Source organism: Pontibacter roseus DSM 17521, assembly GCF_000373265.1.
In the GTDB taxonomy this organism is placed as follows: Bacteria; Bacteroidota; Bacteroidia; order Cytophagales; family Hymenobacteraceae; genus Pontibacter; species Pontibacter roseus.
On sequence record NZ_KB890765.1, the window covers coordinates 49,655 to 72,688 of the forward strand.

Sequence of the window (23,034 nt, forward strand, 5' to 3'; positions counted from 1 at the left end):
AGCCCTATATTTCCAGATTAAAATACCTACCTTTGCCTATTATCAAACCCTGACCACCTATGCTTGCTTTCGTGCTGACACTTGTGCTTTTGCTCGGCATCGTGATTGTGCTGGCTTACGCAGAGCGCAAGGTGGCCGCCTTCATGCAAGACCGCATGGGCCCTACAGAGGCAGGGCCTTACGGCTCGCTACAGTCGGTGCTGGATGTGGTCAAGCTGCTCCAGAAAGAAGACATCGTGTCGGCCGCAGCCGATAAAAAGCTTTTCAAGCTGGCACCCATTCTCATCTTTGCCGCCGTGTTCGCTGGCTTTGCCGTCATCCCCTTCACCCCGGATTTGATTCCTGCAGGTATAGGCATCGGGGTGTTCTATCTGCTGGCCATTATTTCGTTGGATGTGGTGGGGCTGCTGATGGCGGGCTGGGGCTCCAATAACAAGTATGCCATGCTGGGCGCAATGCGCTCCGTGGCCCAAATCGTGTCCTATGAGATACCAGCCGGTCTGGCTATTCTTTCGGTAGTCATTGTTTGCCAGTCCCTCGACTTCCAGGAAATCAGTTACCAGCAGGGCGCGCTCATGAACCGCTTCCCAGGTCTTGAATTTGAGACTAACTGGCTGTTCGGCATTGAGGCCCTAGGTATAGACACCACCCGCATTGGCGGCATCACCACCTGGAATGTCTTCCGGGCACCCGTGCTGCTGGTGGCTTTCGTAATCTACTTTATCGCTTCGCTGGCAGAGAGCAACCGCGCCCCCTTTGACATTCCGGAGGCGGAGTCGGAGCTGGTGGCGGGCTTCCATGTGGAGTATTCTGGTTTCCGTTTCGCGGTGCTGTTCCTGGCTGAGTACAGCATGATGGTGCTGGTGAGCCTGGTGGCAGTCATCCTTTTCCTGGGGAGTTGGAACACACCGCTGCCGAATATAGGTCCGCTGCAGCTGGCCTATTGGACCACAGGCACCGTAGGAGGATTATCGGGTATGCTGTGGGGAGGTTTCTGGCTGCTGAGCAAGACCTTTGTGCTCCTGTTTCTGCAGTTGCAGATTCGCTGGACCTATCCGCGCTTGCGCGTGGATCAGCTTATGCACCTGTGCTGGAAAGTACTCACGCCTATTGCGCTGGCAGTGGTTCTGCTGGCAGGCATCTGGCGGTTGTTGATGATTTAGAAGGCGGAAACTGAGCAGGTAAAGCACTGCTGCTATACGCTGCGTTTGTTAAACCAAATGGAAAGAAGAGAAGCCATACAACGTAAAAACGGATTCTGGCACGTGGTGAAGTCGCTGCTGAGCGGACTGCGCCTGACGTGGCGGCACTTCCTGAATGCGGACAAGCGACGCCAGCCAGTGCCTGTGTCGGACGCCAGCTACTTCAAGCAGCCCGAAGGACTGGTGACGCTCACTTATCCGTACGAAGCTATACCTGTGCCCGAGAACGGACGCTACCGTCTGCACAACGAAATTGATGACTGCATTGTGTGCGACCTCTGTGCCAAGGTATGCCCGGTCAATTGCATCACCATCGAGTCGGTGAAGGCGACCGAAGAGATTGGCATGACCTCTGACGGCACCAAGAAGCGCCTGTATGCCCCCGTGTTTGACATTGATATGGCTAAGTGCTGCTACTGCGGCCTCTGCACCTCAGTATGCCCAACCGATTGCCTTACCATGACACCCGTGTATGATTTCGCGGAAGTTGACATCAAGAACATGATTTACCATTTCACGGACCTTTCGCCGGAGCAGGCGGAGGAGAAGAAGCAATTGCTAGCCAAGCAGCAGGAGGAGATGGCAGCAGCCAAAGCAGCTGCATTGGCTGCCAGAAAGCAGGGGTGAGACAGAAAGTCCTCGCTGCGTGCGCAGCTCCCGCGAGTGTCTAAGTGATGAGGCGAAGGCTTTTGGCGCCAGACGCTCCCAGGGCATTAACTGCGAGGTATTTCGAGCAACTGATGACTGTTAATTGATTAAGAAAAAGATGCTCTTCTACTTATTCGCCGCACTGGCTGTACTTTCGGGGGCTTATATGGTGCTGACGCGTAACCTGCTCTATGCCGGTTTCTCGCTGCTGCTCACGTTGCTGAGTGTGGCTGCCATATACGTGTTGCTCTTCGCCGATTTCGTGGCTGTCACGCAACTAATGGTATACGTGGGCGGCGTACTGGTCCTGATTCTGTTTGGAATCATGCTGAGCAGCCGCATGCACGACAAATCAGTTATGTCGGAGAACACGAATTTGGGTTGGGGTATAACGGTGTCGCTGCTGACGTTGGTGGGCCTCTGCTATACCATTTGGCAAGCTAAATTTGCCTCCCTACCCTGGCTGCAGGCAGCCGATACGGATGTGCTGGGCCAGCAGAAGAGTACGGTGCAAAACATAGGCATCAAGCTGATGACCGATTTCGTGCTGCCTTTTGAAGTAGCCTCCCTGCTGCTGCTCATCGCCTTGATAGGAGCCGCGTACATTGCCACTGACAAAAACAACGGATGACACTGGAGCAGATACCTTTGGAGCATGTCTTGTTGCTGAGCGCCGTGCTCTTCAGCCTGGGCGTATTGGCCGTCATCACCAAACGGCATGCGGTGGTGGTGCTGATGGGCATCGAGCTGATTTTCAACGCAGCCAATCTGAACCTCGTTGCTTTCAGTCGTCACGACCCATCACTTATGCAGGGGCAGCTTTTCTCACTTTTCGTGATTCTGGTGGCGGCCGCCGAGGCAGCCATCGCCCTAGCCATTGTGCTGCGGGTATACCAGCACTTCAAGACCGCTAACCTCAACCAGATTGTAAGCCAGGAAAACAAGTAAGATTCTTTTCTGCTCCTTTCAACTTACTTAATATTCCCATTCTTATACCTGACTGGGCACGCTACCGGAATGTCACATTAGGGTTAGCTTTCTATCAATAATCGTCCAATTATAATTGCACAGCTTTTGGTGCCTACTTTTCGGTTGGTATGCGGCTATTATGTTTTGTCTGCTAATTAGATGCCGGAGTTGTGGTTGCATTAGTGTTTAAACATCATAAAAAAGTTATAAAAGTTATTGCCTTTTTGAACCATACGAAAAGCTGGAAAGTTAGAGTACAAATTTTAAACCCTTGGTAAGGGCTTAACCTAAATAACTTTAACTCTAATATTTATTCGTGTAGTATGGAGAAAACATTTACCCATTGGAGAATGATTTGTGGGGTGTTGGCGGTAACTGTGAGTTTTTTTGTGCAAAATTCAGCAATGGCGCAGATAAGCATGAACAGCGCGGGCAACACGTACATCCAAGATTTTAACGAGCTGCCGAGCACCGGTACGTCGGCTGAGATAGGAGTCAATGCAACTATCCCATTTGGGTGGACGGTGGAGCGCTCGGTGCCAGGTAGTGGGATGTTTGTGAACAATGGTTCTTATAGTACGGGAGGCCTATACAGTTACGGGCATACAAATTCAACTGATCGGGCATTGGGTGCCATTTCTGCGGCAAAGCAAGGTGAGATTACCTACAACCTGTTGCTGCAAAACACCTCTGACCAACCCATCATCGCACTGAATGTGTCCTATGTGGGGGAGCAGTGGCGCAGCGGCAGCATCAACACAGGTGTACAGAGCCTGACTTTCTCTTACGCCGTAGCTGAGAGCCCTGCATCCTTCGACTTGTCTACCAGAGCAAGCGCCAAAGGCTGGGCATATGTGCCTTCCATGCAATTCAGCAGCCCTTATATCAAAAAGACTGCAGGGCATGTGAATGGGAATGATGCGGCAAACCGGGCGCAATTCTCCTATACCTTACCCGTGGTTATACCTGCAGGCCATTACGTGATGCTGCGCTGGCGCGATGCGGATGAACTGGAACAGGACCATGGGCTGGCGATTGATGATGTGAAGGTAACGTGGGAGTTCGAGCAGGTCATCACGCCGCTTCCGGTGGAGCTGACGCACTTCTCGGCCAAGGCCAATGCGCGGACGGTGGAGCTGGTTTGGACTACGGCCTCCGAACAGGACAACAGCCACTTCGATGTAGAGCGAAGCACGGACGGCAAAGTCTTTGAAGCGATAGGCAAGGTGAATGGACAAGGAACGACCAGCCTACGAACCAGCTATACCTTCCGGGATGTGCAGCCAGCATCAGGTACATCCTATTACAGGCTGAAACAGGTCGACTACCACGGAACCTATACCTATTCCAAAGTAGAAGCCGTGCAAATGGCGGCACCAGTAGCCAACGCCTTGGTATATCCTACCATCGTTCATAGTGAACTCCGAGTAGAGTTGCCACAGGGGCACACCACTTATATTATGGCAATTTACGATAAGCAGGGGAGGAGCGTACTACAGCAGCAACTGACCTCCAACCAAATCCATACCTTGGATGTGAGTCGCCTCAGACAGGGCAGTTACATGCTGGTGCTACACGATGCGAAGGGGCAGAAACAGGTGACACGCTTCCTGAAGAACTAAGGTATAGCACATACTCCAAAAGCAGAAGGCCCAGCTAAGTAATAGCTGGGCCTTCTGCTCTGTATAAGCCGCTGTCTTTATTACACCGAGAAGCTATCGCCGCAACCGCAGGTACGGGAAGCGTTCGGGTTGTTGAAGTAGAAGCCTTTGCCGTTCAAGCCGTCTGAGAAGTCGAGCTCGGTGCCGGCCAGGTATAGGAAGCTCTTCATGTCTACCACCACCTTGATGCCTTTGTCCTCAAACTCCTGGTCCATGGGTTTCACCTCATCATCAAAGTCGAGGTTGTAGGAGAGGCCGGAACAGCCGCCGCCGGCAACAGATGCACGCAGACGGAACGTATCATCGAGCTGCGCATCCTGCTTCAGTCTCAATACTTTCTCTTTTGCTTTGTCTGATACTGTTATCATAATCCTTTCTTTTTAAGATACCGGGTTCAACACCACGCTGAAAACAGTGATGGTATTCATGTCCCGGCCAAAGTATAACTTGTCAAGCGCCTCGTACATGTTGCGCGCCCGGAAGTAGGAAGTGTTCAGTTCCTTGTCTCCGCGCGCCATCCACTGCACGGTATAGGGGCTTTCTTTGTCCTTGTAACTGCGCACATAGTCCAGCATCTTGCGGAGCGCGTCCACCTTGTCATAGCCTGTTTCCGTATGGAACAAGAACGACTGGTGGTGGCGCGGGTTCACCGTGATGAGGTCCAGGCGCACTTTATTGTCCAGCTGCCTGAATTCAAAAAGCAGACTGTCACCGCTTAGGCCTAAGTGGTTCTCAATCTGCTTCTGAATGCGTGCACTTTCAACGTGCACCTCTGTCGTTGACTCCATTCGTGAGTCGGTGTCTTAGTGGTGAGACTTAGGCATTTCCAGTGCCGGCAATCCGTTCTTTACTCTGTAGTCGTTGATGGCAGACTTGATAGCGTCTTCCGCCAGTACAGAGCAGTGGATTTTCACAGGAGGCAAAGCCAGCTCTTCCACAATGTCCATGTTGTCGATAGAGAGTGCTTCGTCCACAGACTTTCCTTTCAGCCACTCAGTAGCCAGAGAAGAAGAAGCGATGGCAGAACCACAACCGAAAGTCTTGAACTTCGCATCGGTGATAATCTGGTTTTCGTCCACTTCAATCTGCAGACGCATCACGTCACCGCACTCAGGTGCACCCACCAGGCCAGTACCCACGTTGTTTTTCGCCTTGTCAAGCGTACCAACGTTGCGTGGGTTGTTATAATGATCGATTACTTTATCTGAATAAGCCATAGCTATTTATAATTACAGTGTGTGTTATGAATGATGAAACAGAAGCTTTGAACAGCCTCTGCTTCATTGTTGTCAAATCTTAGTGTTCCGCCCACTCAATTGAGTTCAGGTCGATGCCTTCTTTGAACATCTCCCACAGTGGCGACATCTCACGCAATTTAGCAACAGCCTCTTTCACGTGGTTAATAGCGAAGTCGATTTCCTCTTCCGTTGTGAAGCGGCTCAAGCCGAAACGCAGCGAAGAGTGTGCCAGGTCGTCACTTAATCCTAATGCTTTTAGTACGTAGGAAGGTTCCAAAGAAGCGGAGGTACAGGCAGATCCGGAGGATACGGCGATGTCCTTCACACCCATCATCAGGCCTTCGCCTTCTACATACTTGAAAGAGATGTTGGATACGTGTGGCAGACGGTGCTCACGCGAACCGTTCACATACGATTCCTCTATTGTCAGCAGCTCACGCTCCAGACGGTCACGCATGGCGGACAGACGGGCGGTATCAGCTGCCATGTCTTGCTTACAGATTTCACAGGCCTTGCCCAGGCCTACTATACCTGTTACGTTCAGTGTGCCAGAACGCATGCCACGCTCATGTCCGCCACCGTCCATTTGGGCAGTTACTTTCACACGTGGGTTCTTACGACGCACATACAGCGCGCCTATACCTTTTGGGCCATACATCTTGTGTCCGGAGAAGGCCATCAGGTCGATGCCATCTGCTTCTACGTCCACTGGAATCTTGCCCACTGCTTGTGTCGCGTCTGTGAAGAACAGCACACCGTGCTTCTTGGCAATAGCAGAAATCTCACGGATTGGCTGAATCACGCCTACCTCGTTGTTGCCATACATGATGGAGATGAGGATGGTCTTATCTGTAATGGATTCTTCAAGCTGCTTCAGGTCAATCAGGCCTTCCGCGTTCACGGGCAGGTAAGTCACCTTGCCACCTATCTTCTCGATATGCTTGCAAGTGTCCAGCACCGCCTTGTGCTCTGTGGTAGCCGTAATGATGTGGTTACCCTTGGAGGCATACATCTCAAACACGCCTTTGATAGCCAGGTTGTCTGACTCGGTTGCGCCTGAGGTGAAGATGATTTCTTTTGGAGAGCAGTTAATCAATGCGGCAATCTGCTCACGGGCATAGTCAACAGCCTCTTCAGCATGCCAGCCGAAAGCATGGTTGCGCGATGCGGCATTACCAAACTTGCTGGTAAAGTAGGGCATCATAGCCTCCAGCACGCGCGGGTCCATGGGCGTAGTGGCGTTGTTGTCTAAATATATCGGAAATGTTAGCATATCACTATTTTTTATCTCTTTTTGTCCTGTTTACTAAACAGTAGTAAGAAATTATTAGTTTTGGATTCGGTGCAAAATTACTAAAAAAAGCTTACTTAGACTAATTACAAATTGAAAATGCTTAACGTAGAACATATAGGTATAGCAGTTAAAAATTTCAGTGAGGCAAATGGCCTGTATTTTAAACTGCTGGGCGTAGAGCCCTACAAAACAGAGTTCGTGGAGTCGGAGGCGGTGAACACCTCCTTCTTCAAGGTGGGCGGCACAAAGATAGAGCTGCTGGAGGGGACCACACCGGATAGCGCCATCAGCAAATTTGTGGAGAAGCGCGGCGAAGGGATACACCATATCGCCTTTGAGGTGGAGGACATTCTGGCGGAGATGGAGCGATTGAAAAACGAAGGCTTCACGCTGCTGAACGAAGTGCCTAAGAAAGGTGCCGACAACAAGCTGGTTTGCTTTGTTCACCCCAAGAGCGCCAATGGCGTGCTGGTGGAACTGACGCAGGAGATTAAGTAACTTGTTGATTGCCAACTGCTGATTGTTGTCACAAACGACGTAAACCAATCACAGGAGCAATCAGCAACTAACAATTCAAAACTATGAAACACTTACTGAAGGAGATACAGGCGGCAGAGGAGGAGCTGTTGGTCGGCAACGTCATCCTATACCCGACCGACACGGTATGGGGCATAGGCTGCGACGCCGAGAACCCCAGGGCTGTCAGGAAAATCTACAAGATTAAGGAACGCCAGGAATCGAAGTCAATGATTATACTGGTGAGTGACGTGGAGATGCTCCGGCGCTATGTGCAGGAGGTGCCCACTGGACTTGAGCGACTGGTGGAGGCGCAGGAACGGCCGACAACCTACGTGCTGTCGGGGGGGCAGAACCTGCCGCAGGAGCTGGTGGCCGAAGATGGCAGCATAGGTATACGTGTGGTCAAAGAGGAGTTCTGCCACCGCTTGATACTACAGATAGGCAGGCCCCTCGTCTCGACTTCAGCCAACCTGAGCGGTGAACCTTCCCCTAGGTCCTTCTCCGAGATATCGGATGAGATAAAGCAGCGCGTGGACTATGTGGTGCAGTGGCGGCAGGAAGAGGAGGTGGAGGCGCGTCCGTCCCGCATTGTGCAGATTGACTGGAACGGGAAGCAGACCGTCATCCGGGAATAAAGCGCAGGCGAAATTGCGCAGGCTTTGAATTTATCTCTTTACTTTTGTGCCTCAGGCGTATGTTTTTGTACGGCCTGAGGTTTTGATTTTAGAATGGATACAATAAAACTACCAGAGCACCCCATTTTCGATACAGTGGCCGCTGCGGCGGCCGAAGCAGGCGTAGAGGCCTACGTGATTGGGGGCTTTGTGCGTGACCTGGTGCTGAAACGGCCTTCGAAAGACATTGATGTGGTATGCGTGGGCGATGGCATAGAACTAGCGGAACTGGTGTCACATAAACTGCCTCATAAACCCAAGGTGTCGGTGTTCAAGAATTTTGGTACCGCCATGCTGCGCTCCGGGGAGTGGGAAGTGGAGTTTGTGGGTGCCCGCAAAGAGTCGTACCGGGAGCACTCGCGCAAGCCTGAAGTGGAGACAGGCACGCTGGAAGACGATTTGAAGCGGCGCGATTTCACCATTAACGCATTAGGCATCAGCCTGAACAAGCAGAGCTACGGTGTCTTGATTGACCGCTTCGAAGGCCTGAAGGATATGAAGCGCAAAATCATCCGGACGCCACTGGAACCAGGTATAACTTTCTCGGATGACCCGCTTCGTATGATGCGCGCCATCCGCTTCGCCAGCCAGCTCAACTTCGACATAGCCCCGGAAACCTTTGATGCCATCATCGACAACAAGGAGCGCATCAAGATTGTGTCGCAGGAGCGCATCACGGATGAGCTGAACAAAATCGTGCTTTCGCCTAAGCCTTCTTATGGTTTCAAGCTACTGTTCGCCTCTGGGTTGCTGCAACTCATCTTCCCCAAAATGGCGGAGCTGCAGGGTGTGGAGACCATCAAGGGCAATTCACACAAAGATAATTTTTACCATACCTTGCAGGTGCTCGACAATGTGGCCGAGGTGTCGGATGACCTGTGGCTGCGCTGGTCGGCCATCCTGCACGACATTGCCAAACCGGATACCAAACGCTACCATGAGAAAGTGGGCTGGACCTTCCATGGCCACGAGGAGCGGGGCGCCCGTATGGTGCCCAAACTGTTCAAAGACCTGAAGCTGCCGCTGAACGAGCACATGAAGTACGTGCAGAAGCTGGTTCGCCTGCACCTGCGCCCCATTGCGCTGGTGAAAGACACGGTGACCGACTCCGCCATACGGAGGCTGCTGTTTGAGGCAGGCGATGACATAGAAGGGCTCATGAAGCTCTGTCGCGCCGACATCACCTCCAAAAACGACAACAAAGTGAAGCGCTACCTTCAAAACTTCGACAAGGTGGAAAAGCGCCTGGTGGAGGTGGAGGAAAGCGATAAACTGCGCAACTTCCAACCAGTCATCACCGGCGAAATCATCATGGAAACCTTCGGATTGAGTCCTTCCAAAACAGTAGGTGAACTGAAGGAAGTGCTGACGGAGGCGATACTGGAGGGCACTGTGAAAAACGAATTCGATGAAGCGTACGCTTACCTCCTGAACGCCGGAAAGGCGAAGGGACTTGGCGTGGTAAAGATGCTATCTCCTACGGAAAAAGGGGAGTAGGTATACCTGCTCCTCTTGAATTTTCTACTGCAATGCGCACATAATGGCTGCCGCCTGCATGGGCACATGGTTTCTTCCTACTACCGCAAACACCCGTTCGCCCCGCAGCACTGCCTCCGTCAGGAGCCGGTACATGTGCAGGTTGCGGTACTCGCTGCTTTGCCGGTTGATGGTGTTGGTGAACTTCCCGCCGGTCATTTCTCCATCATCGACTGGCGTGAACCATTCCGAAGGGGCTTCCCACCAATTGGCCGGCGCTGACCAGTATTTCGCATAGGCCGGCTGTAGCGACTCCACGTCCGGCAGCACAGTGGCGAAGGCAGGTATAAGCTGGTTGGCCCGCTGCAGCAGTTGGGCGATGGCGGCTTTTATTTGTGTCTCATCCATACCTTTGCGCTCCCGCAGCCGGCTCGCCTCCCGCAGAATATAGAACAGCTTGATTTGCTCCGGCGTGAATTCCTTCCGTGAGAGCAGGTGCTCCACTTCCTGCTGTGGCTTTGGCTCCAGCGACTCCGTCTTTATACCCTCGGCCCTCGCCAGGTGCCGTACAAACCCTGATTCACCAAACTGCTGTATCGTCTCGGTTTCTGAACCGGCTATACCTCGGTCTGGCCCTTCAAAGAAAGCGATGGTCGGCTTTTGTTCCTTCCAAGCCTGACGTATGACCTGAAATTGTTCATGTGTGGTGTCATCCGAATGGATGGCCCCGATGTAGTGAAGGCTGCCGCCGTTTTGGGACGTTACAACCAACGACCACTCTGTCTCCGGCGTCTCCTTCCAGCCCAGGTACGAGACCAGTTTTGCGTCGCAGGCAGAGGGTTGCCATACCTGTGCCATGGCGCTGGTGGTGATGAAAGAGGCGGCTGTGAGCAGGAAAAGAAAATTCATCTTCAACATAGTCTGTTCTGGTAGGATTGGTAAACTGCAGGTATAGGAAGTTTTGTGGCGGCCTTTCACAGGCTGAAAACCACCAAAACCAGAGGGGCCGCCCCTATATCAGGGCTATGATATGGAGCGGCCCCTCTGGTGAATGACTGAACCCAGATAGTTTGGTTCAACTCGGGGAGAAGAAATCAGGTGGAACGGGTAGTTTTATCTTGTACTAAGAGCAGGTGTGGTGGGCCCAGGTATGGGTATGCCGAGCCCACCGCCATCTTGTTCAATCAGAGGTAAAGTGCTTACAGACGTGAGACTTTGCTAGCTCCCGATACGTCCGTCACCACGTTGGTTGGTTTGCCTTTGTAGCGGACTATGCTGGCTCCAGCGGCATCGGCTCGCAAGGTGTTGGTGGCGTATACATCGGCAGTGCATGCCCCAACCGCTTCTACGTTCACGGTGTTGGCCACCAGTCTGACCGCATCCAGGTTGCTGGCTCCCGCAATGTCCAAGTCCATGTCGTCGGCACGGCCAACCAGCGTAACCTTCGTGGCTCCCGCAAAATCGCCTGTCAGTCTATTTGTGTTCACATCGATAAAGGCCTTCGATGCACCCACCAGCGTAATGTTGAGTTCATCCGACTTTATCTGGCCTACGTCGGCTGTGATGGCACCGCTCAGGTCAAGGCTGCGGAGCTCCGGCACCGTGATTTGAATCAATACGAGCCTCTCCTTGTCAAATAGGTTGAAGGTCTTGCCTTTGTGTTCTATCTCAAGGGTATTGCCGCTTTTCTCGATGCGCAGTTTCTCCAGGTCTTCCTCGTTGCCGCGGGCTGATACGGCGTAGCTGTTGCCCTGCACGATTTGCACATGGTAGGGCCCCTGCACCTGGATTTCGTTGAAGTCGCTGAACTCGTAGGTCTGCTGGTTTGAGCTGTATGCTGACTCCTCACTCAGGACGCTTCCGCCCATACCCATGGTGCTGGCGGCGGCGTAGTTGGTGTCATTCGCATCGTCAAGCGTATCGGCGGCGCAGGTAAGACAAGCCAATCGGTCACCTTTCACTTGCCACAGGTTGCGCAGGGTCTTCTCGCGGCTGTACTCTTCCTCAAAGGTGCCACTCGGAATCATGCGCAGAAAGCTGCTTGTCAGGCGCAGTCTTTTGTCCTGCGGAATCATCAGGGTCACATCCATGCGCTGGCTGCGGTAGGCAGCACCCGGCTTGAACTCGAAGCTGTTGTCAAAGCGAATGGTAGAGTCGTTCTGTACCACGCGGTAGCTGATCATGCGGGCGTTCTCCTGGGCCTCGGCCTCGGTTTTGCCTTTGGCCTGCAGGCGCTGCTGCACGTCCAGGGTGTTGGCGTTCTGGCCTTGCACATTGAAGTAGATGCGGTTGTCGTAGGAGGAGTTGGTGTTATACCCATCCAACGTAATCACCGGATATGCCTCAACAGGTATAGACTGCGTTACCACTACCTCGCCAGAGCGTCTGAAGTTATTGGTATGCATGGCTATGGTCGTAATCAGCAGGAACAAGCTTACCAGCCATACCCCCAGCATAGACCACCCAACCAGTGGGCGCATGAAGAAGCGCTTTGCCAACAGGCCGATAGACAGTAGAATCAGGAACAGAATCGGGATTAGGGCTACAAAAAAACCTGCCACCAAGCCGAGCCTGGGAAAGCCCTCCAGCAGAATGGAGGGCGGGAAATCTCCTATTGTCATACCGTACTGGTTATCCACTATCCCGAGTGAAATGAACAGGGAAGTGAAGAGCGCAACCGTCAAACCCAGCGCAATAGTCAGGAGCATTACCCCAGCCAGGACGCGAATCATGGAAATCAGGAAGGCGAACAAGGGGCCAAGTGCCCGGCCGAGCCAGTTGATGACCTGCGATATCAGACGAAAGGGCAACAATACCACCTTGGCCGCAGTACTCTCTTCCCCGTCATGGTCCTTCATGTTCAGGTTCTCCTTTAGGGTATGCTCAATGCTCGATAGCGTCACAGGGTTGCCCTGCATCTGCATCCGTTCGGTGAGGGTGGCAGCCTCTGGAACCGCAATCCAGAGGATGATGTAAGCAAGTATACCAAAGCCACCTGCGAAAATCAGAGCCAGGAACAGGATGCGAATAACGGCCACATCCACCCCGAAATACTTGGCTATACCACTGGCCACACCCGCCAGTTTCTTATCAGATGGGTCGCGGAACAGTTTTTTGACTGTGATTTCAGGCAGGCTGTAGTTCACGGGTAGCGCTATCCAGAGGATGATGTACGCAATCAGGCCGAATGAGCCGGATATGCCCTCTGTCAGAGGCGTACCAATCACCAGGAACACGAACAGGAGACGAATCCAGAGCGGGTCCACGTTGAGGTAGTTGGCTATACCTGCCGACACACCACTGACTACTTTTCGGGACACATCGCGGTACAGTTTCTTGGGTCTGGCCTCTGTGTAGGTTCCTGCTGCAGCGGCGGCTGCCGGTTCACCTGCAGGTCTTGCGGCGCCTCCTGCAAATGGCCTTTCTTCTTCCATCGGCTCCAGAATCTCGAAATCGGTCACGTCACCCATTTGGGCAATCAGCGACTGTACGTCTTCCAGCGTGATAACCTGTTTGCCGGGGGAGAGACGCGTAGCGAATATCTCAGCTATACGGGCCTCGATATCGGCCACAATCTCCTCGTGCCCCTCATAGCTGGAGAAGTAGTTACGAATAGACGTCAGGTACCGACTAAGCTGCTCATAGCCATCTTCTTCTATGTGGAAGATGATGCCTTGCAAATTGATGTTTATGTTCTTTTTCATGATTGCTGAGCTTTCTTGTGTTGCATGATAAATTCAGTGGAGGCTACCAGTTCGGACCAGGTGTCGCGGAGTTGCTCCAGGAAGCTGCGGCCCGTTTCGGTGAGAGTGTAATACTTGCGCGGTGGACCAGAGGTAGATTCTACCCAACTATAGTCGAGAAGCCCCGCGTTCTTGAGGCGAGTAAGCAGGGGGTACAGGGTACCCTCCACCACTATCATCTTGGCAGCTGTTAGCTCCTCCAACATATCGGATGCATATACCTCACCACGAGCGATAATCTCCAGGATGCAGAATTCCAGAATTCCCTTCCGCATCTGCACTTGTGTGTTTTCTACTTTCATGATGATTCCGTTAAATGTTGAAGCAAATATAATATAAGGTACTATGTAAAACAAGGTACTGTGTAAAAATAATTACGATTCTTTTTAGAAAGGGTTTAACCCACAATATTTTGTGGATGTAATTCATTATTTTTGATGGGAAAATTTAGAGCTGAGACATTTAACTAAATCGCTCTGAGGCGTGTTAAGGGGCAAAATACACTGCCTGAGGCGCTTTAAAAAAATGTGCAACGGGAGTAGTTGAAAGAAGGGAATCCAAGGAAAATTTTAGTGCCTATGAGCAAATTTACGCTACCATGCCTTATTGCTATGCTGCTCCTATGCGGTGGCCTCGCCACGGCGCAGGTGTCCACACCCAAGTATAGCAATGAGTTCCTGAACATCGGTGTTGGTGCCCGGGCCCTGGGTATGGGCAATGTTCAGGTGGCCGTTGCCAACGACGCCACGGCCGGCTTCTGGAACCCAGCAGGTCTGCTGCGCCTCCCCAACAGGTATAACATCGCGCTGATGCACTCGGAACTGTTCGCCGGCGTCGCCAAAAACGACTACGGTAGCTTTGCTATGCCAATAGACTCCAGCAGCGCCTTGGCGGTGTCTGTTATTCGGTTGGGCGTGGACGACATCGTGGACACGCGCCGCCTGCAGAACGAGTATGGCTACATCCAGTACGACAGCATCCGCTTCTTCTCCGTAGCGGACTACGCCATGCTGCTTTCCTATGCCCGCAAGAGCAACCTGATAGAGGGGCTGCAACTAGGGGTGAACGCCAAGATAATCTACCGCAATGTGGGGGAGTTTGCCAACGCCTGGGGGTTTGGCTTTGATGCGGGTGCTCAGTTAAGACGCGACACCTGGCACTTCGGACTCATGGCCAAAGACATTACCACCACCTTCACGGCCTGGACCCACAACGTGGAGGCGCTGGAGGAGACATACCAACAGACCGGAAACGACCTGCCTGAGAACACGGCTGAGTTGACGCTCCCACGCCTGGTGCTGGGTGTGGGCAAGAGCTTCACCTTCACGGACAAGATATCAGGCCTGCTGGCGACAGACCTCGACGTGACTTTTGACGGAAAGCGCAATGTGCTTCTCAAGTCAGGCTTCGCCTCTCTTGACCCGCACATAGGTATGGAATTGGCCTATGCCCAAACCGTGTTCGTGCGGGGAGGCATCAACAACTACCAGCAGTATAAGACATTCGAGGGAGGCACCTCCTCTAAGGTACAGCCCAACTTTGGTGTGGGCTTCCATAACAACGGACTGAACATCGATTTGGCGATGTCGCGCGTGAACGGACGAGACAGCAACATGGCGAATGGCGGTGGTCTGTACTCTGTTATCATTTCTCTAGGTTATTCCTTCAATTAACAACACACGGTTTTAGTATCGTAGCCGATGAACATTTACAAGCTATACAGACATTGCCTGTTCACACTCATTCTAGTGGCAGGAGCCTTTGCAGCTGCTTCTGCACAATCACCCACACCCTATGGCAATGAATGGATTGATTACTCCAAAACCTACTATAAACTGAAGGTGGTCAATACCGGCCTGCACCGTCTGAGCCATGGCTACCTGGATAGTCTGGGCTTGGCAGGCGTGAACCCGCAGCACTTCCAACTGTTCAGAAGAGGCCAGGAAGTCGCTATCCACGTGGCTGGCGAGGCAGACGGCAGGCTGGACCGACAAGACTTTATAGAGTTCTACGGAGAGCGCAACGACGGCCGTCTGGACCAGGACCTCTACAAGAACCCCGCCCACCAACCACACCAACTCTACAGTCTCTATACTGACACAGCAGCGTACTTCCTAACTGTGAACTCAGCGGGAGGCAAGCGCATGCGGGAGGTGAATCCTGCTATTGATGGACGGACGCCGGAGCCTTACCATTTGCAGAAGGTGGTGAGCTATTATGTAGATAGATACTATAATGGCAAAGTGCATGGGGACGCGCTTCTATCTTGGATGGATGAGGGGGAAGGGTATAGCTCAACTGCCTCCCGTGTAGCAAAGAATTATGACGTAAACGCGGTTGTAAACTTAGCATCAAGTGGACCAAAACCAATTTTAGAGTATGCCGTGGGTGGCGTAAATTCAAATTCACATGGATTTGCTGTGAATTTAGTTCCTCCGGCAGGTGGTGTAAAACTCCTGTCACGCTTCCAAATCGAAAAAGATGGCTTTGCAAAAGGTAAATCTACTTTAGAGTTTTCAGATATCTCTTCGCAAGGTAAAGTCACGATACAGACAGTGCCTGATGCCACCCCTTCGAACGATGTTACTTTTTCATATGGCAAACTTACATTTCCTCAGATAACCAGTTTTACTGGTAGTTCAATGTTTTTCCATACAGATTCAACTCGGGCCTCAAATCCCTATTTTGAGTTTACCGGAGCTTCTGAATCTGTTGTATCATATGATGTAACGGACTCAAATAATCCTGTAAGGATTGCCGGGCGGTTAAATGGCCAGAACAAAGGTTTCGTCATACCGACCGAGTTTAAGTCACATAAGGTACTATTAGCAAGTACGGTTAATGCTTTCAAGCCTAGGGGGAGGGTTGATGTAGTGAAGTTCAGGAGTATTGCAGCTGAAGAATCAAATTACATCATCATTACCAACAGGAGATTGATGAAGGTAGCCGCAGGGGCACAAAATTCAGCACCGGTTGAGTATGCAGCATATAGAGCATCAGCAGTGGGTGGCGGTTATGATACACTGTTACTTCACGTGGACCAAGTAGTAAATCAATTCCATTATGGAGAATTTTCCTCCAATGCCATTCGTAAGTTTATGGAATTTATGTTGACCTCTGAGCGCCCCAAGCACCTGTTCCTGATTGGCAAGGGCATGAAGTACGCCGCGCCTTCGGATTTTAGGAGTGTTGATAACAGTAGTAGTAGGAACAGTTTGTATCATGTAGGTAATAGATATCACAAGGCATATGAAATAGACTTAGTGCCAACGGGTATGATGCCTTCCTCTGATATTTTCTTTACGGCAGACTTTCGAAATCATAAATATGAACCACGGGTGCCAACAGGCCGTTTACCTGTAACAGATGCAGAACAGATTCTTGCATACTTGAACAAAGTAAAAGAATACGATGCAGTTCCTGAAGGACTAGCATGGAGAAAGAATATTCTACAGCTTGGAGGAGGAAGTAACGTGAACCAAATGAATAAATTCGCGAATTGGCTTACGATTTACAAAAACATAGCTGAGGGCCCTTTTCTAGGTGCTAATGTTTTGGAGAAATACCGAAAAAGTGTGAGTGAGACTGTAACTACTATAAACGTTTCGGAGGAGGTAAATGAAGGTCTTTCTTTAATGACGTTCTTTGGTCATAGTTCTGCCACAACATCAGACCTTGATGTTGGTTTTGCATCCATCAATATCAATGGTTACCGTAACAAAGGAAAATATCCAGTTATCCTGATGAATGGTTGTGCTACGGGTGATGCCTTCATATACAATTACAAATCATTTGGTGAAGACTGGTTGCTTACCCCCGATAGAGGAGCAATATCTTTTATAGCACATTCTCATACAGGCGGGGATAATCCTTTGAACGACTACTCTAGGAATTACTATCAGACTGCGTTCAGTGATGCGAATTTCTATGGACGAACAATAGGTGAAATACAGAAGGAGGCAGTTAGGCGTCTTAATACTACACACTCATCCGATGGATACTATGTCGCAACAATGACACAAATGGTGCTGCAGGGTGATCCGGCTGTCAAGCCCTATGCACCAAGCAAGCCTGATTATACATTTGATAACAATTTATTCGTAATTACAGATAGTAATGGTGAAGTAGCCACTTCTGAATCTGAAAATCTACTGCTTCAGGTTAACATAAATAATTTCGGCAAGGCTATTCCGGACTCAGTAGATGCTAAAATCAAACGCACTTTAGCAGGCAACGCTATTGTTGAATCAGGTACAATTAGAGTGAAGCCTATACTTAAAAAGGACCAGCTTCAGCTTATTCTGCCCAACTTAGGAACAGCAGCAGCAGGGATGAACAGTTTCGAAATTGAGTTAGACAATACGTACAGAGTAAATGAATTAAAAGAGGACAATAATCTTTTGCGGATTCAACACTTCCTGCCAAGTTCTGGTATTTCAGCATTAGCTCCAATGGAGTACTCTATTGTTAAGAATTCTAGAGTCAGTTTGGTTGTTCAATCCACACAGTTAGGAGCAGAGCCTAAGGGAGTATATTTTGAAATGGATACAACTCACGGCTTTAATTCTGCTCTTAAACGTTCATATAATGCTGGAACTGGAGTAGTACGGGCGTGGGATGTTGAGTTGCCATTACTGCAGCCTGGTATAGATAGTACAGTATTTTACTGGAGGGCCAGGTTTGATAGCTTTGCTCCTGGTGAGGATACAGTATGGGTGCAAAGCTCATTTAGATATATCAGTAACAGCATAGGAGGCTGGTCACAAAGCCACACGGGCCAGTTCGGTAAAGCCAAGCTAGAAGGTATAAACTATGAAGAGAAATACGGCACAAAATGGAATTTCAACCCATTGTACGCCAATATAGAACTTCGTACAGTAGGTGGAGATGTACGATATAGCCAGCCTCCTTATGGAATCTTTTTAAACGGTCACACCGAAACCAACAACGCCTGTGGAAACTTCGAAGGGTCTTCTGCCCCACGCATGTATTTTGTTGTACTAGACAACGTAGAACTAAGTAGAAAAAACGTCCCAGGTATGGCAGGATGTTCTTGGATGCCTTTCCTATACCAGTTTGGTGACTTGAATAATCCAACTGTGAGGTCTAACTTGCAGAAATTTTTGGCGGCAGTGCCTGAGGGCTACTATGTATTCGGCATCAGCATTAATAAAGTGCCATTTGAATTATTTACACCAGAATTGAAAGCGGCATTTAAGAGCATTGGCTCTGGAATCATAGATGAGTTGAAGACTGGTTATCCCTATGCTATAATAGGACAGAAAGGAGCAGCACCGGGCACGGCAAAGGAAGCCACTGCTAAGGTTGAAGGAGACATTGCTGCCACTTCCCAAGAAGTCACATTGACGACTGTTTTGCAAACGCGTGAGAAGGAAGGCACCGTGACCTCCACTATCATAGGACCTGCCCTAAGCTGGGGAAGCCTGCACCACAACATTGAGCGATACGGAGCAGGTAACGATAGCTACAAGCTCAGCCTTTATGGAGTGAATGCCGCTGGGCAAAGGAACCTGTTGGCTGAGGACATCAAAGAGAAAGTATACAACCTAGCCAACATAAAGGCAGAGGAATATCCGAGTCTGCAGCTGATGGCCACCTTGACTGATACGGAAGCCAGAACGGCTCCTCAACTGAAACAGTGGATGGTGTACTACGAAGCAGCCCCAGAGGGAGTCATACGGCCGGATTTGGTGGAAGTGAGCGATGACATTGTGACGGAGCAGGCCAGTAGGGGCATGATAAATATGCCGATGGCCTTCCAGAACATCACCCCGTATGCGTTCCGGGATTCGTTGACAGTGGAGGTGACGGTGACTGGTGAAGGTATAGAACCTATGGTGTCACGGTTTAAAATCGGAGCGCTGGAGGGTAACAAGACTACTAACTTCAGCTTTAGCATGCCGACATCTGCTTTGGATGGCAGCTACAAACTGAGCATGTACGTGAATCCGCGCCTGCAGCCGGAGCAGCAGTATCAGAACAACATCTATGAGGTGAATTTCGCTGTGAAGTCCAAACTGCACCCTATCATGGACGTCGCCTTTGACGGGGTGCATATCATGGATGGGGAGTTGGTTTCACCAAGTCCTCTTATCAGTATCATGCTGAAGGATGAGAATAAACACGCCTTCCTGCAGAATGCCGATGCTATGGAAGTTTATTTGACAGATGGCCGGGGTAATACTTTGGATGTGAAACAATCTGCCAAACCAAATGAAATGCGCGTGTATCCGGCGGATGAGAAGAATGACTTCCGGTTTGAGTACAAGCCGGAGCGTTTGGAGAATGGCAGGTATACTCTGGAGGTGAAAGGCAAGGATGTGACGGGTAAGGATTCCGGGGTATCTCCATACCGCATCAGCTTTGAAGTGGAGAATGAGTCAAAAATCACGAACTTCTACCCATACCCAAACCCGTTCTCTTCCAAGACGCAGTTCATCTTCACGTTGACAGGCGCTGTCATACCACAGGACTTTAAAATACAGATAATGACCGTAACTGGGAAGGTGGTGAAGGAGATAATGCGGGAGGAGATTGGACCAATACGCATCGGCAACAACAAGACTGAATATGCATGGGACGGTACAGATACGTTCGGAGACAAACTTGCCAATGGCGTATACCTGTACCGGGTGGTGATGCCGCAGGGCACTGAAGAAATGAAGCACAACTGGAAGAAAGGCGACAAGGCCTTCGTGAACGGATATGGCAAAGTATACATTCTACGCTAAGGTAGAGGTATAGCAAACCCAACAAAAAAGGAGCACTGACCAGTGCTCCTTTTTTGTTGGTGAAAGTATGGTATTATTTTCTCCTCAGTTCCCGGAAGGTATAAGGGTACGGGTTCTTCTCGTCTGGTTCGTGCTGCTCGGCATTTACTTCCTGCCACTCAGCCATGTCCAGCTCCGGGAAAAAAGTGTCGCCCTCAAAGGTATGGTGCACCTCAGTCAGGAAGATGGTGTCCACCTCGGGCAATACCTGCTTGTAAATCTCGGCGCCGCCTACTATGCTCACTTGTTCCTTGTCAAGTTCCCTGCCCTTCTGAAGCGCCTCCTGCACAGAATGAACCACGAGGCAGCCTTCCGCCTCAAATCCCTCCTGGCGGGTGACGATGATGGTGGTCCGGCCGGGAAGCGGCTTGCCTATGGATTCGAAGGTCTTACGCCCCATCACCATGGGGTGGCTCATTGTTTTTTGCTTGAAGTGGCGCAAATCGGCCGGAAGGTGCCAGATGAGTTGGTTATTCCTGCCAATCACATTGTTCTCGGCTACGGCTACTACAATGGCAATCATGCGTTTTCTGTTTTAAAAGTATAGCCCCGCAACAAATCCTGTATCGGCATGCGCTTCTTGCCTTCCATCTGTAGGTCTAGGACAGAGATGACACCGGCAGCGGTCTGTACGTGCAAGTAGGTTTTGTTGTCCGTTTTGATTTGGCCGGGCTGTAAGGTATAGGCGGTGCTTTCCAAGATTTCGGTTTTGAAAAGCTTGAACGTCTTCTCGTCGAAACGCGTCCAGGCGGCGGGGTAAGGGGAGAGGCCGCGGATGAAGTCGCGCACCTTTCGGGCGGGCTGGTTCCAGTCTATCTCGCAGGTCTCTTTGAAAATCTTGGGGGCGTGCTTCGTCTCGGCTGAAATCTGCTGTGGCTGTGGTTGCACCTCGCCTCGCTCAATGGCCTGCACTGTGCGCACAGCCAATTCAGCTCCTAGGTGCTTCAGTTTTTCATACATGCTGCCAAAGTCATCCTCCTCCAGAATTGGAACGCGTTCCTGGAAAATCAAGTCTCCCGTGTCAATCTCATGCTTGAGGAAGAAGGAGGTGACGCCGGTTTCTTTCTCACCGTTGATGATGGCCCAGTTGATTGGCGCCGCTCCACGGTACTGGGGAAGCAGCGAAGCATGTATGTTGAAAGAACCCAATTCCGGCATGGCCCACACCACCTCCGGTAACATCCGGAAAGCCACGATGATTTGAAGATTGGCCTGGTAGCTGCGCAGCTCCTCCAGAAATGCCTCTGATTTCAGGTTGGTGGGCTGCAGTACCGGTATACCTTGCGACACGGCATACTCCTTCACCGGCGACTGCTGTAGCTTCTGCCCGCGCCCGGCCGGTTTATCGGGAGCGGTAACCACGGCTACTACTTTGTATTGGTGTTCAACGAGTGCCTGCAGCGTAGGTACCGCAAAGTCAGGCGTCCCCATGAACACGATTCTGAGGTCTTGCTCCATGGTTCTATTCAAAGTCAGGGTATAGCAGATAGTTTTTGCGGAGCACTTTGTAATCGGAAAGCTCGGGCTCCCAGCTTGCCCTTATCTCGGCTTCGGTTCTGCCGGCTATCACTTGCTTGCGCAGCTCAGAGGTTCCGGCAAGCTTCTCAAAGAAGTTGTTGAAAAACTTGTCCTTGTTCGACGAATTGTTGTACATCTCCAGCAGGTAGGCCAGCGTGAACGGCTGCGCCTTCGATGGGTCAGTCAAATCCATGCCGTAGCATTTTACGCCTTTGTGGGGCGGGTCGGTTGCGCCCGGTGTGCTCACGGGGGTAAACGAAAAGTCTTTCTTCTGGTAGAACGGCGAGCCAATCACTTGAAAAGGAGTGGGTGTGCCACGACCAACGCTCACGTTGGTTCCCTCAAAGAAACAGATGGAAGGGTATAGCGCAATGGCCTGCGCGTTGGGCAGGTTAGGAGAAGGGCGCACCGGCAGGTTGTAGGCCATCTTGTGTGTGTAGCTCTCCATAGGTATAACCGTCAGGTCACAGCTCTTGCCGCCTTCCAGCCACTTCTCGCCGTTAATCATCTTAGCTAACTCGCCTACGGTGAGACCGTGCACAATTGGGATGGGATGCATGCCCACGAAAGACTTGTGCTCCATCTCTAGCACCGGGCCATCAACGTATTGCCCGTTCGGGTTGGGACGGTCCAGCACGAGCATGGTCTTACCGTTTTCGGCGCAAGCCTCCATGGCATAGTGCATCGTGCTAATGTAGGTATAGAAGCGCGTACCTACGTCCTGTATGTCGAACACGAGCACGTCAAGGTTCTTCATCTGGGCCGGAGACGGCTTCTTGTTGTTGCCATAGAGCGAGATTATCGGCAGGCCGGTCTTGGTGTCTTTTGCGTCTTTAATGTGAGCGCCGGCGTCTGCTTCGCCTCGGAAACCATGCTCCGGCGCAAAAATCGTGGTCACCTCTACCCCGCGGCTAATCAATGTGTCCACCAAATGGGCTTTGCCCACCATAGAGGTCTGGTTCACGACCATACCCACCCGCTTACCCTGCAGGTGTTTCAGGTAGCGGTCCAGCTGTTCTGCACCCAGCGCCAGCGGTTTCTGCGCAGGGGATTGAGCCGTTTCGGCAGGCGGAGTGTGCTGCTCCGTAGTGGCAGCAGGTGTCTGTTTGGGAGAGCAGCTGTTGAACCCAAGCAGCAGGGCTCCATAGAGTATAACGATTGGTTGTATCATCGTGGGGTAGTGTAGTGGTATAGCGTGTAAGTATTATGCGGTTAAATATGGAACTAAGATGTGCCTTCGGTTGCGTTCTGAGCCTCAAAGCGAAGTATGGGATTAGAGATGATGCCGAACGAAGATTGTC

Annotated in this window: 20 protein-coding genes; 10 read left to right on the plus strand and 10 right to left on the minus strand. The window is 51.1% G+C overall.

Translation table 11 applies throughout. The features are described 5' to 3' along the window. Nucleotides 1-59 precede the first annotated feature (59 nt). From B051_RS0111670 to B051_RS0111690, 5 genes are all read left to right on the plus strand, one after another. On the plus strand, nucleotides 60-1,163 hold the full coding sequence (locus B051_RS0111670; protein WP_018478380.1) for a complex I subunit 1/NuoH family protein: 1,104 nt from the start codon (nucleotides 60-62) through the stop codon (nucleotides 1,161-1,163). A gap of 57 nt (nucleotides 1,164-1,220) precedes the next feature. Further along, on the plus strand, nucleotides 1,221-1,829 hold the full coding sequence (locus B051_RS0111675) for a NuoI/complex I 23 kDa subunit family protein (protein ID WP_018478381.1): 609 nt from the start codon (nucleotides 1,221-1,223) through the stop codon (nucleotides 1,827-1,829). Between the two features lie 139 nt (nucleotides 1,830-1,968). Continuing rightward, entirely contained in the window at nucleotides 1,969-2,481 is a 513-nt protein-coding gene (locus tag B051_RS0111680; protein WP_033316883.1) for an NADH-quinone oxidoreductase subunit J family protein, read from the plus strand. Next, nucleotides 2,478-2,798 carry an NADH-quinone oxidoreductase subunit NuoK gene (nuoK, locus tag B051_RS0111685; protein WP_018478383.1) on the plus strand — a complete coding sequence of 107 codons (321 nt, stop codon included), beginning with the start codon at nucleotides 2,478-2,480 and terminating at the stop codon, nucleotides 2,796-2,798. Before B051_RS0111680 ends, nuoK begins: the two co-directional genes overlap by 4 nt. Before the next feature lie 425 nt (nucleotides 2,799-3,223). Then, entirely contained in the window at nucleotides 3,224-4,441 is a 1,218-nt protein-coding gene (locus B051_RS0111690; RefSeq protein WP_169336211.1) for a T9SS type A sorting domain-containing protein, read from the plus strand. An 80-nt stretch (nucleotides 4,442-4,521) separates the two neighbouring features. On the opposite strand, the gene B051_RS0111695 is transcribed toward B051_RS0111690, so the two are convergent. The 4 genes from B051_RS0111695 to B051_RS0111710 form a co-directional block, all read right to left on the minus strand. Further along, nucleotides 4,522-4,848 (minus strand): HesB/IscA family protein, encoded by a 327-nt coding sequence (locus B051_RS0111695; RefSeq protein ID WP_018478385.1) that lies wholly within the window; start codon nucleotides 4,846-4,848, stop codon nucleotides 4,522-4,524. A 12-nt stretch (nucleotides 4,849-4,860) separates the two neighbouring features. Next, the gene (locus tag B051_RS0111700) at nucleotides 4,861-5,268 is read right to left on the minus strand and encodes a hypothetical protein (RefSeq protein ID WP_018478386.1); all 408 of its coding nucleotides are present in this window, start codon (nucleotides 5,266-5,268) and stop codon (nucleotides 4,861-4,863) included. Between the two features lie 15 nt (nucleotides 5,269-5,283). Next, nucleotides 5,284-5,697: a Fe-S cluster assembly scaffold IscU gene (gene iscU / locus B051_RS0111705; RefSeq protein ID WP_018478387.1), complete on the minus strand. Its 414-nt coding sequence runs from the start codon at nucleotides 5,695-5,697 to the stop codon at nucleotides 5,284-5,286. Nucleotides 5,698-5,776: 79 nt separating this feature from the next. Beyond that, complete coding sequence (locus B051_RS0111710) at nucleotides 5,777-6,991, minus strand: IscS subfamily cysteine desulfurase (protein WP_018478388.1); 1,215 nt, start codon at nucleotides 6,989-6,991, stop codon at nucleotides 5,777-5,779. 117 nt (nucleotides 6,992-7,108) lie between these two features. On the opposite strand from B051_RS0111710, the gene mce reads away from it, so the two are divergent. The 3 genes from mce to B051_RS21230 all read left to right on the plus strand — a co-directional run bounded on the left by mce (nucleotide 7,109) and on the right by B051_RS21230 (nucleotide 9,702). Next, nucleotides 7,109-7,510, plus strand: a complete 402-nt coding sequence (gene mce, locus B051_RS0111715) for a methylmalonyl-CoA epimerase (protein ID WP_018478389.1) — start codon at nucleotides 7,109-7,111, stop codon at nucleotides 7,508-7,510. 83 nt (nucleotides 7,511-7,593) lie between these two features. Then, nucleotides 7,594-8,166, plus strand: a complete 573-nt coding sequence (locus B051_RS0111720; RefSeq protein WP_018478390.1) for an L-threonylcarbamoyladenylate synthase — start codon at nucleotides 7,594-7,596, stop codon at nucleotides 8,164-8,166. Between the two features lie 93 nt (nucleotides 8,167-8,259). Continuing rightward, nucleotides 8,260-9,702 (plus strand): CCA tRNA nucleotidyltransferase, encoded by a 1,443-nt coding sequence (locus B051_RS21230; RefSeq protein ID WP_018478391.1) that lies wholly within the window; start codon nucleotides 8,260-8,262, stop codon nucleotides 9,700-9,702. 24 nt (nucleotides 9,703-9,726) lie between these two features. Here the strand turns inward: B051_RS21230 and B051_RS0111730 are convergent, their stop codons facing one another. From B051_RS0111730 to B051_RS0111740, 3 genes are all read right to left on the minus strand, one after another. After that, entirely contained in the window at nucleotides 9,727-10,599 is an 873-nt protein-coding gene (locus B051_RS0111730) for a hypothetical protein (RefSeq protein ID WP_018478392.1), read from the minus strand. A gap of 281 nt (nucleotides 10,600-10,880) precedes the next feature. Then, nucleotides 10,881-13,385 (minus strand): PspC domain-containing protein, encoded by a 2,505-nt coding sequence (locus tag B051_RS0111735; protein ID WP_018478393.1) that lies wholly within the window; start codon nucleotides 13,383-13,385, stop codon nucleotides 10,881-10,883. Beyond that, nucleotides 13,382-13,726: a PadR family transcriptional regulator gene (locus B051_RS0111740; protein WP_018478394.1), complete on the minus strand. Its 345-nt coding sequence runs from the start codon at nucleotides 13,724-13,726 to the stop codon at nucleotides 13,382-13,384. The genes B051_RS0111735 and B051_RS0111740 overlap by 4 nt, the downstream gene beginning before the upstream one ends. 309 nt (nucleotides 13,727-14,035) lie before the next feature. Here B051_RS0111740 and B051_RS0111745 point away from each other — a divergent pair, with 309 nt between their 5' ends. After that, nucleotides 14,036-15,097, plus strand: a complete 1,062-nt coding sequence (locus B051_RS0111745; RefSeq protein WP_018478395.1) for a putative type IX sorting system protein PorV2 — start codon at nucleotides 14,036-14,038, stop codon at nucleotides 15,095-15,097. A 27-nt stretch (nucleotides 15,098-15,124) separates the two neighbouring features. Further along, complete coding sequence (gene porU2 / locus B051_RS0111750) at nucleotides 15,125-20,176, plus strand: putative type IX secretion system sortase PorU2 (protein ID WP_018478396.1); 5,052 nt, start codon at nucleotides 15,125-15,127, stop codon at nucleotides 20,174-20,176. A gap of 73 nt (nucleotides 20,177-20,249) precedes the next feature. Here porU2 and B051_RS0111755 read toward each other — a convergent pair whose 3' ends face one another. From B051_RS0111755 to B051_RS0111765, 3 genes are read right to left on the minus strand one after another with little or no spacing between them, the layout of a single operon-like run. Continuing rightward, entirely contained in the window at nucleotides 20,250-20,738 is a 489-nt protein-coding gene (locus tag B051_RS0111755) for a dihydrofolate reductase (protein WP_018478397.1), read from the minus strand. Next, a complete protein-coding gene (gene fmt / locus B051_RS0111760; protein WP_018478398.1) occupies nucleotides 20,735-21,673 on the minus strand; it encodes a methionyl-tRNA formyltransferase in 939 nt (312 codons plus the stop codon). The genes B051_RS0111755 and fmt overlap by 4 nt, the downstream gene beginning before the upstream one ends. A gap of 4 nt (nucleotides 21,674-21,677) precedes the next feature. Then, entirely contained in the window at nucleotides 21,678-22,904 is a 1,227-nt protein-coding gene (locus tag B051_RS0111765) for an exo-beta-N-acetylmuramidase NamZ family protein (protein WP_018478399.1), read from the minus strand. Nucleotides 22,905-23,034 lie beyond the last annotated feature (130 nt).

What these genes read in the sequence shown, in the direction of transcription:
- B051_RS0111735 (WP_018478393.1), bottom strand. Translation starts at nt 13,385, where the DNA reads ATGAAAAAGAACATAAACATCAATTTGCAAGGCATCATCTTCCACATA.
- B051_RS0111765 (WP_018478399.1), bottom strand. Translation starts at nt 22,904, where the DNA reads ATGATACAACCAATCGTTATACTCTATGGAGCCCTGCTGCTTGGGTTC.
- B051_RS0111670 (WP_018478380.1), top strand. Translation starts at nt 60, where the DNA reads ATGCTTGCTTTCGTGCTGACACTTGTGCTTTTGCTCGGCATCGTGATT.
- B051_RS0111680 (WP_033316883.1), top strand. Translation starts at nt 1,969, where the DNA reads ATGCTCTTCTACTTATTCGCCGCACTGGCTGTACTTTCGGGGGCTTAT.
- B051_RS0111745 (WP_018478395.1), top strand. Translation starts at nt 14,036, where the DNA reads ATGCTGCTCCTATGCGGTGGCCTCGCCACGGCGCAGGTGTCCACACCC.
- B051_RS0111695 (WP_018478385.1), bottom strand. Translation starts at nt 4,848, where the DNA reads ATGATAACAGTATCAGACAAAGCAAAAGAGAAAGTATTGAGACTGAAG.
- B051_RS0111740 (WP_018478394.1), bottom strand. Translation starts at nt 13,726, where the DNA reads ATGAAAGTAGAAAACACACAAGTGCAGATGCGGAAGGGAATTCTGGAA.
- B051_RS0111710 (WP_018478388.1), bottom strand. Translation starts at nt 6,991, where the DNA reads ATGCTAACATTTCCGATATATTTAGACAACAACGCCACTACGCCCATG.
- iscU (WP_018478387.1), bottom strand. Translation starts at nt 5,697, where the DNA reads ATGGCTTATTCAGATAAAGTAATCGATCATTATAACAACCCACGCAAC.
- porU2 (WP_018478396.1), top strand. Translation starts at nt 15,125, where the DNA reads ATGAACATTTACAAGCTATACAGACATTGCCTGTTCACACTCATTCTA.
- B051_RS0111675 (WP_018478381.1), top strand. Translation starts at nt 1,221, where the DNA reads ATGGAAAGAAGAGAAGCCATACAACGTAAAAACGGATTCTGGCACGTG.
- mce (WP_018478389.1), top strand. Translation starts at nt 7,109, where the DNA reads ATGCTTAACGTAGAACATATAGGTATAGCAGTTAAAAATTTCAGTGAG.
- B051_RS21230 (WP_018478391.1), top strand. Translation starts at nt 8,260, where the DNA reads ATGGATACAATAAAACTACCAGAGCACCCCATTTTCGATACAGTGGCC.
- B051_RS0111690 (WP_169336211.1), top strand. Translation starts at nt 3,224, where the DNA reads ATGGCGCAGATAAGCATGAACAGCGCGGGCAACACGTACATCCAAGAT.
- B051_RS0111700 (WP_018478386.1), bottom strand. Translation starts at nt 5,268, where the DNA reads ATGGAGTCAACGACAGAGGTGCACGTTGAAAGTGCACGCATTCAGAAG.
- B051_RS0111755 (WP_018478397.1), bottom strand. Translation starts at nt 20,738, where the DNA reads ATGATTGCCATTGTAGTAGCCGTAGCCGAGAACAATGTGATTGGCAGG.
- B051_RS0111730 (WP_018478392.1), bottom strand. Translation starts at nt 10,599, where the DNA reads ATGTTGAAGATGAATTTTCTTTTCCTGCTCACAGCCGCCTCTTTCATC.
- fmt (WP_018478398.1), bottom strand. Translation starts at nt 21,673, where the DNA reads ATGGAGCAAGACCTCAGAATCGTGTTCATGGGGACGCCTGACTTTGCG.
- B051_RS0111720 (WP_018478390.1), top strand. Translation starts at nt 7,594, where the DNA reads ATGAAACACTTACTGAAGGAGATACAGGCGGCAGAGGAGGAGCTGTTG.
- nuoK (WP_018478383.1), top strand. Translation starts at nt 2,478, where the DNA reads ATGACACTGGAGCAGATACCTTTGGAGCATGTCTTGTTGCTGAGCGCC.